This is a genomic window from Shewanella sp. VB17 (assembly GCF_013248905.1).
Lineage (GTDB): Bacteria > Pseudomonadota > Gammaproteobacteria > Enterobacterales > Shewanellaceae > Shewanella.
Genome location: NZ_JABRVS010000001.1, coordinates 2,459,501 through 2,472,124, shown reverse-complemented (window position 1 = coordinate 2,472,124; position 12,624 = coordinate 2,459,501). Strand labels below are relative to the sequence as shown.

Annotated in this window: 7 protein-coding genes; 5 read left to right on the top strand and 2 right to left on the bottom strand. The window is 41.6% G+C overall.

Annotated elements, in window-relative coordinates; genetic code table 11:
• Positions 1-289 precede the first annotated feature (289 nt).
• A complete protein-coding gene (gmhB, locus tag HQQ94_RS10605; RefSeq protein WP_173294390.1) occupies positions 290-841 on the bottom strand; it encodes a D-glycero-beta-D-manno-heptose 1,7-bisphosphate 7-phosphatase in 552 nt (183 codons plus the stop codon).
• Between the two features lie 669 nt (positions 842-1,510).
• On the opposite strand from gmhB, the gene ptsP reads away from it, so the two are divergent.
• Both ptsP and ptsG read left to right on the top strand, forming a co-directional pair.
• Positions 1,511-4,084: a phosphoenolpyruvate--protein phosphotransferase gene (gene ptsP / locus HQQ94_RS10600; RefSeq protein ID WP_173294389.1), complete on the top strand. Its 2,574-nt coding sequence runs from the start codon at positions 1,511-1,513 to the stop codon at positions 4,082-4,084.
• 50 nt (positions 4,085-4,134) lie between these two features.
• The gene (gene ptsG / locus HQQ94_RS10595) at positions 4,135-5,877 is read left to right on the top strand and encodes a PTS glucose transporter subunit IIBC (RefSeq protein ID WP_173294388.1); all 1,743 of its coding nucleotides are present in this window, start codon (positions 4,135-4,137) and stop codon (positions 5,875-5,877) included.
• A gap of 490 nt (positions 5,878-6,367) precedes the next feature.
• Here the strand turns inward: ptsG and HQQ94_RS10590 are convergent, their stop codons facing one another.
• Positions 6,368-7,174 (bottom strand): Cof-type HAD-IIB family hydrolase, encoded by an 807-nt coding sequence (locus HQQ94_RS10590; protein WP_173294387.1) that lies wholly within the window; start codon positions 7,172-7,174, stop codon positions 6,368-6,370.
• 412 nt (positions 7,175-7,586) lie between these two features.
• Here HQQ94_RS10590 and HQQ94_RS10585 point away from each other — a divergent pair, with 412 nt between their 5' ends.
• The 3 genes from HQQ94_RS10585 (at position 7,587) to HQQ94_RS10575 (ending at position 12,606) form a co-directional block, all read left to right on the top strand.
• The gene (locus tag HQQ94_RS10585; RefSeq protein WP_173294386.1) at positions 7,587-10,553 is read left to right on the top strand and encodes a ricin-type beta-trefoil lectin domain protein; all 2,967 of its coding nucleotides are present in this window, start codon (positions 7,587-7,589) and stop codon (positions 10,551-10,553) included.
• 227 nt (positions 10,554-10,780) lie between these two features.
• Positions 10,781-11,452 carry a GntR family transcriptional regulator gene (locus HQQ94_RS10580; protein WP_173294385.1) on the top strand — a complete coding sequence of 224 codons (672 nt, stop codon included), beginning with the start codon at positions 10,781-10,783 and terminating at the stop codon, positions 11,450-11,452.
• Between the two features lie 89 nt (positions 11,453-11,541).
• On the top strand, positions 11,542-12,606 hold the full coding sequence (locus tag HQQ94_RS10575) for a ketoacyl-ACP synthase III (protein ID WP_173294384.1): 1,065 nt from the start codon (positions 11,542-11,544) through the stop codon (positions 12,604-12,606).
• Positions 12,607-12,624 lie beyond the last annotated feature (18 nt).

Here is a 12,624-nt window from a genome sequence, read left to right as displayed (position 1 = left end):
GAGGCAGTTTCGAATAACTCAATACCTGTGAGTGTCCACACAGATTACTTGATAAATTGTTAAAGAGCGTTAGTATCAATTTTTCAGATACTGCCGTTAGACGCTAGGTCACTGGCTTGAGGAGGCGTATTTTACGTATTCTTTTGCTTGCGTCAACCTCTATTTTCGACACTCAACACCAAGTGACTACTTATCATACAAATGAGTGCAGTTCACCGCCATTAACCCAAGCATATCGCGTCATTTAACCTTGTTGTTGGCGATAGATCTGAAATATCTACTGTGATCATCATAGACTTGCTAAATATTCTGGTACATTGGCTATCGAATCGAGAACAATAGTGGCTTCAATAATCGCTTCATCCGTCACTTGCTTCCCGCTACGCACTAAAATTCGAATAGGGATCCCCGCTGCTTTGGCCGCCAACATATCATCACGCTTATCACCGACCATCACAGATTGACTCAAATCTAACTGTAGAAACTCAGCAGCCGATATCATCATGCCAGGTTTGGGCTTACGGCAATCACAATCCTGCTTATACTCTCCAACTCCCTTTGTTGCATGATGAGGACAAAAGTAGATACCATCAAGTTCAACACCTTGATCAATAAAATTCCAATCCATCCATTCTGTTAGGGTATGAAATTGTTCTTCTGTGTACATTCCTCTTGCAATTCCTGACTGATTTGTCACAACAACCAGTGTAAACCCCATCTCTTTTAATGAACGGCATGCATCGAATACACCTTCAACGTATTCAAAATCATCAATCATATGGACATATCCATGATCAATATTGATAACGCCATCTCTGTCTAAAAAAACAACTCTATTCACACGATTCACTCCCAAAAAAATCTACTGGTATTATTTCACTCATCAAGATAAATTGCACCGCTAATCTATTCGAGTGCCCTACCTTAATTTAATATCCACCTGTAGTGCGTTATCCATCACAAAAATATCAATCATTACGCTATATACGTAAGAGGCAATCGACCTGTAGCCCCATTTTACTAAATCCCATCATCTGTAGCATCCTGCTATCTATTCTATATAGATAACAACATCGAAATGAGCGCGTATCAAAACACTAGACACGATCATCGTTGAACTTAATTTATCTTAAATAATGATTTACTCATCAAGTATTACTGTTAATATCGTTATAAAATTACATTTACGACTAAAAATGTGCTAAAAGTCACAGTCATTCATGGCGTTTGAGTGTAATTTTTCTTCATCAGAGAATGTGGCAATCAGAACAAGTCACCATGATGGTATATTGTTAGCTTATTAAGCCCACAATAATACGACATTTATTGGTTCAAATACTCAGCTAAGAACTGGGAATACAATATATCCCTTACTTATCAAGGGATAATACTCACGAGCGGTATACGCATAATATGTGTGAAATCGTTAAAAAAATAATAACATAGCTTTAAAAACGGAGTAAAATGTTAATGGAAATCATGTCTTTAAAGCACTGTACCCGGAGTAGCAATGAATAATCCAATTTCAACAAGACTGCAATTACTGTCACCTTTTACCGGGCTAAGTTGTCCGCTGAGTGACATACCTGATGCTGCATTTGCTCAAAAAATGGTTGGTGATGGTTTTGCCGTTGACCCTACAGACAACATTTTACATGCCCCTTGTGAAGCTCAAATCACTCAAATACATCCTTCGAAACATGCAATAACCTTAAAAACAGCCGCAGGGATTGAAATCTTATTACACATAGGTGTCGACACAGTAAAGCTCAAAGGAGAAGGATTTGAGGCTTTAGTGAAAGAAGGTGACATTGTTGCCGCCCAAACACCGTTAATTAAACTCGATTTAGATAAAGTCGGTGAGCAAGCGACGAGTTTACGTACCGTCGTCCTACTTACTGACATGCAGCAAATTAGCAGCTTAATCCCGACAACACAGAAAAACATCCGTGCAGGTGATGTGTTATTTGACGTTGTACTATCATCTGAAAATCAAACTCAAGCAGTTGAAAAGTCTGATAATATGTTAACTTCAGCCCCAATTACTGTTATCAATCCGACTGGTATTCATGCTCGACCTGCGGCTGCTATTGTTACCGCCATTAAACCCTTCTCTTGTGATGTGATGATAGAGAAAGCAGCAGAACAAACAAACGCACGTAGTGTCGTCGGCATAATGGGATTAGACATTCGTTGTGGGGATAAGATTGTCATTCTAGCTAAAGGGACAGATCAACTCGCTGCTATTGAAGCCTTAACTCAAGCCATACAATCAGGACTCGGTGAAGAAGCCACAGCCATAGATACAAGTAATGATTTCGATCCTTTTTCTGAACCTTCACTGTTATTACAACACAGTCAAGATCCACGCAGATTACTCGGTGTTGAAGCCTCACCAGGACAAGTGAAAGGTAGACTCTATGTCATTGAAGCCCAAGTGCCTAAATTTGATACTTTTGCCAGTGATCCTCTTGTTGAACAAACCAAACTCGATAATGCCATCAAAATTGCAGACGCAACTCTGGTTGAATTAGTCGACGAACTTCGCAGCAAGGGAATGGAAGATAAAGCCGATATTTTCATTGCTCATCAAGAACTACTCAATGATCCTGACTTATATCAACGCTGCCAAACAGAACTTAAACAAGGAAAATCTGCGCCTTACGCTTGGGAAAAAAGTGTTTGCAGACAAGCAAACAAATTGGCTTCTATGGATAATAATTTATTAGCTGGCAGAGCAATTGATTTAAACGATGTCGGCAACCGTGTCTCCCGTATACTCGCCGGATTATCACAAGACACCATTCCTGCACAACTACCAGAAAATACCATTATTGTCGCCAAAGAACTAACACCTTCAGACACTGCCAAGCTCAACCCTGATCACGTACTTGGGATCTGTACCTCTTTAGGTGGAACAACAAGCCACAGTGCTATTTTGGCTCGTGCAATGGGGATTGCTGCGATGGCAGCTGTCGATCCAAAAGTATTAACATTACACAATACAGAAGTCCTACTGGATACTGCCAAAGGCTATTTACTGCTTAATCCTACTCAAGAGGAAATGTTGCAACTGCAAGCCATTAAAGAAGCTAACCAAGAGCAACACACCATTGCACTTGAACATAAAGATGAAGCTGCTGTGACGTTAGATGGCACCCGGTTTGAAGTAGCCGGTAACATAGCCAATGTCACCGATGCCAAACAATTGGTTGAATTAGGTGGCGAAGCTGTCGGTCTATTACGCTCTGAGTTTTTATATCAAGATCAAGCAATTTCACCAACAGAAGCTGAGCAAGAGCAAGCTTACCGACAAGTTCTTAACACATTAGGTGAACGCCCTCTTGTGGTGCGGACATTGGATGTTGGCGGTGATAAACCCTTATCTTATTTACCCTTGCCTAAAGAAGATAATCCCTTTCTCGGCGAGCGAGGCATTCGAGTTGGCCTAGATAAACCTGCCATATTACGTCAACAGATCCGCGCTTTACTTAAAGCCTCAGCCGCTGGACGCTTGCGTATCATGTTCCCTATGGTTGCATCCTTATTTGAATTAAAACTAGCGAAACAAGTATTAAACGAAGAAGCTGATAAATTAGCCATCGACATGAGTAATATTGAAATTGGGATCATGATTGAAGTCCCATCTGCAGCCATCATCGCTGACGTACTCGCTGAGCACGTTGATTTCTTTTCTATAGGTACCAATGATTTAACTCAATACACCTTAGCTATCGATCGCGGTCATCCAAAATTAGCAGCCCTTGCCGATGGATTACACCCAGCAGTGTTACGGTTAATTGAACTCACCACTAAGGCGGCTCACGCTAAAGGGAAGTGGGTGGGGATATGTGGTGGTTTGGCCGGTGAAAAAGACGCTGTGCCTATTTTGGTTGGTCTAGGCATTGATGAATTATCCGTCAGCGTTCCTAGCATCCCTGAAATCAAACATCAAATACGCCAATTAAATCACCACGCATGTAAAGCATTAGCCGCGAAAGCTTTAGTCTGTGCTGACGCTAAAGATGTTCGTGAGCTAATGCGAGATCCTGTGACCTTACTGACGATATCAAAGCAATCATAATTTTTTGATTAATTCAGCAGTAAATAGCTAAAATGAACAAGGTAACAATAATGACAACTAAAACAAAAAATAACATTAACCCTAAAAAATCCCACCTCACCGATGCATTTTCAATCTTGCAGAAAGTCGGAAAATCGGTCATGTTACCGGTATCAGTACTGCCGGTTGCAGGTATTTTATTAGGGGTTGGTGCGGCTAATTTCAGTGTACTCCCAGATATCGTTAACTTGCTTATGGTCCAAGCTGGCGAAGCCATATTTGGTAACATGGGTTTGTTATTCGCTATTGGTATTGCACTTGGTTTTGCTAAAAATGATGGCGTAGCTGCCATGGCAGCACTGGTCGGTTATTCCATTATGACAAAAAGCATTGATGTATTAGAACCAGGAACTGATGTCGGTGTATTTGGTGGCATGATTGCAGGTGCTATCGCAGCTTGGACATTCAATCGTTTTTATAAAATACAGCTACCTTCATACCTAGGGTTTTTCTCAGGCAAACGTAGTGTCCCAATAATCACTGGCTTAGCTGCCATCGTAGCAGGGGTGATCTTGTCATTTATATGGCCACCCATTGCTCATTTATTGGCAACATTCTCTAACTGGGCAGCCTATCAAAATCCAACCTTAGCGTTTGGTATCTACGGTGTCGTAGAACGTTTATTAATTCCAGTCGGTTTACACCATGTGTGGAATGTCCCCTTCTTCTTCGAGGCTGGTAATTGCGTCGACAGTTTAGGCAAAGAAGCGACGGGTGTATTGACTTGCTATTTACAAGCTGATGATGCCAGCCGTGCTGCTGGTAATGGATTCGGTCAATTAGCTGGTGGTTATCTATTTAAAATGTTTGGTCTTCCTGCTGCCGCTCTTGCTATTTGGCATACTGCAAAACCTGAAAACCGTACCTTGGTTGGCGGGATTATGATGTCTGCAGCCTTAACCGCCTTTTTAACTGGTATCACTGAGCCTATTGAATTTGCCTTCTTGTTTGCGGCACCTGTACTGTACGTCGTACATGCATTACTTGCTGGATTCGCTTATGTATTGGTTAATATGCTCGGCGTCGTTCATGGCACATCATTTTCACACGGGTTAATCGACTTTTTAGTACTCTCTGGCCATTCACAAAAAATAGGCTTGTTGGCGCTACTCGGTTTAATTTACGCTGCAGTTTATTATACTGTCTTTAGAGTATTAATCGTCTCGTTGAATTTAAAAACACCTGGACGTACCGATGACGATCTCGAAATCGAATCAGCCGTTGGCACTGAAAGAGCGCGCAATTTTATCGAAGCTTTTGGCGGCCCTGCAAACTTAACCAATGTGGATTCATGCATCACCCGTTTACGTATTGACGTCGTTGATACCAGTAAAGTTGACCAAGCTCGGTTAAAACAGCTAGGCGCCAGTGGAGTGCTTATTTCTGGTAACGCGATACAAGCCATTGTTGGTACCATAGCTGAAGTGACGCGAACTGAAATAGACGAAATGATTGGATCTGGGAGTTTCGTGCAAACAAAAATAGCGCCGGTAATTGAGAGCCCTGTAGTCGTCAACACAGCCGTTAATGCTCAAGCTACCGCGATAAAATCTGTTTTAGGTGAGATTACATCTTGTCGATCGATAGCTGACAATCGCTTACGTATTGAAGTAAAAAACAGTGAGACCATCGATAAGCAAGCATTACTGAATAATAATGTTGAAGATATGGTTATCCTAAATAGTCAGGTCATTCACTTACTATTTAAAACCAATACCGCCGCATTGGCAAATGCGTTAAACCAGCCACTGTAGAGTCATCATCTGGAGCAGAATGAATTAAACTTTTAATTCATTCTGTGCTTATAGGGGGAAACACAATAAATGTTCCCCCTATTATAATTCTACGTTTTAGTCTCTATCAGGTAGGTGATGTCAATCAGTCGGCAGCCATAAGATGACTCAATGCCGTAAAAAAAATGAGAGTATCAGTAAAGTTTAATCAACAGTGAGACTAGTACAATAAGTAAAGATGGCTCATTTCGTTTAGATAGTCATGATTTAGAAAATATGAATTTTCCACAAACCACCCCTTTTCATTCGCTCCAATTGCTTATTTACAGAGTCTATTGAACCAAATAACGATAATCCTATCTTTAATACTGATTGACAAAGTCACTAGCAAGCTATCAATTTAAAGGCGATAAAGAATCAAACTATTCGTTGAAGAGACAGGCATCCTGAATCTTCAGGTAGTTTGATTCTTAGATCCCAAGGATAACCGACATAAATGAACAACTGTCACTCAACTGTTTTCTTGCGCTAATAAAATTTTATTCATCATGACTGCTACGCCGTGTTCTGTTGACGACAGGGTTAGCTCAGCATCAGGTAATGCTTGACGTAACGCTTGTTGAGAGTTTTCCATCAGCACAGGTTTAGCAACCACGCTGAGCATCTCAACATCATTCATACCGTCTCCAAAGGCCACTGCCTCTGTCAATTGTAAGCCTTTATCTTTTAATACCACTTTGACAGCTTCACCTTTATTGGTATTCGCTTGCATCACTTCTAAACAATTTTCCAATGAGAAAGTTAGGTTAATACGGTCACCGTAACGAGCGTTTAACTCCTCATAAATAGGTTGTAACAATTCCTGCTCTGCCCAGAAAAACATTTTGATCGTATTGCTTTTATCAAGTGCACTTAACTCTGTTGCTACGCAGTCAAAGGCCCCGTTTAATCCTATATCGTCCAACTCTTTTATGCGGTGACTTGTATACCAAGTCTGATCGGTATATAGATTTACCTGCACAGCATAATCAAATTTCGTATCACTAATTTCTTGGGCAATATCACTGTCTAGATCCTGCTGATGAATAATCTGACCTTCACGATTATGGACTCGAGCACCGTTTGAAGTAATGAGATAAATAGGGATATCAAGATGTTCTTGTACACTGTTTGCCTCAATATAATGCCGACCAGTGGCGATAACAAATTTATACCCTTTATCCACCCAACGCTGAATACTGTCCTTAGTGCTCGCTGAGATCTGATGATCTGCCCCCAGCAATGTTCCATCGAGATCTGAGATCGCTATTTTATACATACTAATTTACCTTCTTATCAGTCATCGATTCCATACCAGCATACTAAAGCGCACAAGTTAGCTTAATCGCTAGGTTGCTGTCAAACTCAACGTACATAGCCCAAGTAAGGTAAACCGGTATTCTCGAGGGGGACATTATTATGGCCAAATCTGAAACAATAAAATAAACAATAAGTCACCTGAACTCTAGCTAAGTAAGAAATTAATAGTGCCATTATTAAAAAATCATCATTTATTTGTTCACACTATACGCAGATACAAATAATAGTTTCCTACTATATAAGTACAAAGGAAAAGGGTTAAGTACTGTTAGCAAGAGTAAACCGCAAGACGTAAAAAATTTAACAAGTAAAGTTAACCACTTACCTTCAAATACACGACTTACATAATAATTAATATAGGACATGGAATAATGCAAATTAAATCATTAGTTCAACTAATTATACTTACCGTAGGAGTCACAACAAGCACTCCACCTTGGGCAACATCAATAGAAAGTACCACGCAAAATAATAGCGATAATCCTGTGCATGCACTCGCCCAAGGCTGCTATTCAATCCAATCTCCACAAACAGGAAAATATATAAAACGCGGCACTGATGACCAGCAAATTAGCGACGAGCAAAGTTATGGTTTTTCCAGCACTGAGCTACACAATGCCAGTCGTTTTTACTTTAAACCGACGGATTTAAACCATTATCTGATGACAGATCAAGATAGCTATTATCTCACTGCACATACGTCTTCAAATATCATAGCGAGTCAATCTGTCAGTCGTTTTTCCGAATGGCAAACAAGGGCTATCACACAAGACACTAACAGTACTCTCTATCAGTTTAACCTCTCGGGATTAAATAAAACACTGCACTATGATTATCACAATGATGCATTATCAATCATCGAACTCCCCAACATAGAACAACAAGAAGCTGAAACGACTTTTAAATTAGTCACTCAAAATAATTGCTCCTCTTTTCCTGAAATAACAACCAACGTCAGTGGCAACATTGACGCCCTTAAAGGCTCTGTGGATCAGAGTGTACGAGGCTTTATCGATCCTCACACTCATATTACCTCTTATGAGTTTATGGGTGGCCGCTTTATGCATGGTCAACCTTTCCACCGCTTTGGTGTCGAACATGCTCTTAGCGACAGCAGCACAGTACATGGCTATAGAGGGGCACTTGACATCATAGGCAATGTATTAGCCTACAACGACATCACTTATCGCTATGATACTCGTGGTTGGCCAGACTTTCCTCACTGGCCGAATCACAAACAGATGAGCCATATGGGTTATTATTATAAGTGGATGGAACGAGCCTACCTTAGCGGGCAAAGAATGATCGTCACTCATCTTGTGGAAAACGAAGTATTGTGCCACATACAGTCGACAATCAACCCCGCCGCTTGGGGCAACCACAACAGCTGCAACACCATGGACAGTATTCGACTGCAAGTAGAAAGCCTATCTAAAATGCAAGATTATATTGATGCCCAAGCAGGCGGTATAGGCCAAGGATTCTTTCGCCTCGTCACCTCTCCTGAACAAGCTCGTGAAGTAATAGCTAATGGACAATTGGCCGTGTTGATGGGCATTGAGGCATCAGAAACCTTTAATTGTGGACTCAAAGATAGTTGTTCTCGTTTTGATGTCGAGCAACAACTACAAGAAGTCTATGACTTAGGCGTACGAATTGTTTATCCAACCCATAAATTTGATAATCGATTCGGTGGCTCTCGTGTTGAAGACAGTGTGATCAACATAGGTCAAGTACTCAGTACAGGCTATGCTTTTGACGCTAAAGAGTGTGACGGTTTCACTCACGGTATTAACCTACATTCTGACTTTCCTCTGCTCAATGATCTTCCTATTATCAGAGAAGCAGCGAAAACAATGGTAGGATCACAATATCCACCCACGCTCGAGCACTGTAATCAACAAGGTTTATCGGAACTCGGTGTGTATCTGGTCAATCGTATGATAGATAAAAAAATGCTCATCGAGCTCGACCATATGAGTGAAAAAACCGCCAACTCGGTAATGGATATTGTCGAAGCGCGGCACTACAGCGGGGTGATCTCATCTCATAGCTGGATGAATTCGGGTAAAAACGGAGAGCTGCATCGTAATTTCAAGCGTGCAGTACACGTAGGCGGCTTTGTCACACCCTATAACTGGACCTCGGACCACATCGCCAGCACTATCTCGCAATATCTTGATGAGGTCGAACAAACAAACTATGTGCATGGTGTCGGTTTCGCAACGGACATGAGCGGATTAGGTGAACAGCCTGGCCCTAGAGCAGATGCCCAAAATAATCCGCTTAAATACCCTTTTACCTCAGAGTTTGGTTTACTATTTAAGCGGCAACAGTCAGGAAACCGCACCTATGACTATAACTATGATGGTATGGCACATTACGGTATGGTTGCCGATCACCTACAAGATATCCGCGAACAGGCTCCAACGCGTATTTATGAGTCCATTATGAATTCAGCCGAAGCCTATTTACAAATGTGGGAGCGAGCAAAGACCAATGACAACAATGAACACCATAATCCTCTGGAGTTTTACGTCAGAATAGTTAATTGGAGCAACGGTAATTGTATCGATATTGCAGGCGATGATGACCAAGTCACTGATGGGAAAGCTATTCAACAATATGACTGTCAACATCAATCAGATGATCAACAGTGGATTTATGATAAATCAAACCAAACGCTCAAAAATCGCGTCAACCCTAACATGTGTTTAGACAATCGAGATCAAGCTTACAACAACGGCAATATTGGGATCAGCCAGTGCAACAACAGCGACGCTCAACGTTGGATTTATGATGGCTATTGGCTAAGGGCAACACAAGACCCTAATTATGTTGTTGATGTATGGGGAGCAGGTAATGGCAACTTCGTTGGCTCATGGACATTTGATGGCAGTAATAGTCAAGCTTGGGAACTGCGCACAGAAAGAGAAGTATACCTTTGGTCAACGTTACGTTCACATCAAGGAGGCCGATGTTTAGGGATCCCTGCAAGCAACGTAACCAACGGGAATCACCTAAAATTAGAGCCCTGCCACGGTGAAAATAACCAACAATGGCTCTACGACCCCAAAAAAGGCCGCATTCACACTAAAATTAACAGGGATAAGTGCGTCGCGCTGGCAGGATCTAACACCGCAAATAACACGCCGATTGTGGTAACTGATTGCAATAATGGCACTGCTCAACAATGGGAGCAAGATGGAGGTTACTTGCGTTCTCGCCTAGATCATCACAAAGTGATTAATGCCAACGCCAATGTTGACAACTCGGATATCACGATTTGGGATGATAACTCAGGCTCAAATCAAAGATGGCGAACGACAGTAAACTAGACCGACTTAGGCTAAAGTATCATCCGCTTTAGCCAGTATTGATTTGGCAACGCTAAGGGAACTATCGCCAAATCAAGAACCCAACAATCAGTCTAAGCTGATGAGCCTCTACACTATGTCACAAATATTAAAATAAATAGAGGGAAATATAGTTTCCCTTTATTTATTGCAGTATTAACGGTAGTCTTAGTCGAATAAAATAGCATAAGATTAATCAAACTGAATTTATGAGCCGAACAACACCCATTGTCCATAAAACACGCACACAAGTTGTTGTTGAAGTGCTCAGAGAGAAAATTCTGTCTGGTGACATCGCTGCAGGCGAACCGCTTCGTCAAAGTGCCTTAGCCTCCGAATTTCATGTCAGTAGGATCCCCATTAGAGAAGCCTTACTTCAACTTGAAGCTGAAGGGCTCGTCAAATTTGAAGCGCACAAAGGGGCAACTGCAACAGAGCTTTCAGTGGAACAAGTCACTGAATTGTTTGAGCTAAGGGTAATGATAGAAACAGACCTCTTAGCGAGAGCCATACCCAATCTAAGAGATGAAGATTATTTACGAGCTGAAAAAGTACTTGATGAACTAGAAATAGCCTTTAAACAAGAAGATGCTATTGCGACATGGAGTGAACTTAATACTCGGTTTCACACATGCTTATATCATCTTGCTAATCGACCACACACGTTAGAAGTCGTGCATGGCTTAAATACCAATTGTGATCGTTATATTCGATTACAATTACAGCTTGCAGGTGCAATAGCACAAGCAGAACACGATCATCGAGATTTACTCCGTTACTGTAAGAATAAAGAAGTCGATAAGGCCGTCGAACTTCTACGATCACATATTCTGCATGCTGCAAGCACTTTACGCGATCTTGTCGCACAAAAAGTAGCATAAAACACAGGAGAGATCGGCCAACTTGTTAAGCTAAGTTATGTTTAATAAGAAAGTTATAATTTTTGCCTTTTTATTTGAGAGAAAAACTGATGCAGTACGCCACGATCACCGGCTGGGGAAAATGTGTTCCGCCAGCAACCTTAACAAATCATGACCTTTCGACCTTCATTGACACTTCTGATGAATGGATTAAATCACGTACCGGCATTAGCCAACGTCATATCAGTCATGTCAACACCTCAGAACTGGCCTCTGTCGCAGCGCAACATGCACTCGCAGCCGCTGGCATTAAAGGCTCTGATTTAGACATGATCATACTTGCAACTGCCAGTCCTGATACCTTGATCCCCAATATCGCTTCTACGGTTCAAGCCAATGTCGGCGCAACCTGCGCAGCATTTGATATCAATGCAGCCTGTAGCGGATTTCTTTATGGCGTCGGTCTTGCTAGCTCACAAATTAAAAGTGGCCAATGCAAGAAAGTACTTGTGATAGGCGCGGAACGTTTATCTTTCTATCTCGATTGGTCACGTCGTGAAACTGCCGTTCTATTTGGTGATGGCGCAGGAGCTGTCGTACTTGAAGCGACTGATGAAGCTATCGGGGTGCTTGGTTATGAGCTAAACAATGATCCTGCTGGCCGCGATATTCTCAAATCAGGCTTCGGAACCGCAATGGATAGATTTAGTGCTAATTCACTTGAATTTTACATTGAGTTTAACGGCCAAGAAATCTTTAAACGTGCCATCGCAGGCATGGGGAAATTAAGCACTCAGGTACTGCAAAAATGTGGCGTAGATAAAGATGCTGTTGATTGGGTTATTCCTCATCAAGCTAATGAACGTATCATAGATACGCTTATCAACCGAATGAAAATCCCGAAAGAAAAAGCAATAGTGAACATCGCCAACTACGGTAATACTTCGGCTGCTACCATTCCTATCGCTATTTGCGATGCACTTGCACAAGGTAAAATAAAATCGGGACAAACGATTCTATCTTGCGCTTTTGGAGCGGGTCTAACCTCAGCAGCGACATTGATAAAATGGGGTGACAGAGTCACACCTATTCACCAAAGTGAAGCACAACTACCACCGTGTGAACAAACGGGTATTGAACTGGTTAGTCACGCCGTTAAACATTTTTGCGGCTAATCACTCACTTATTTTCAA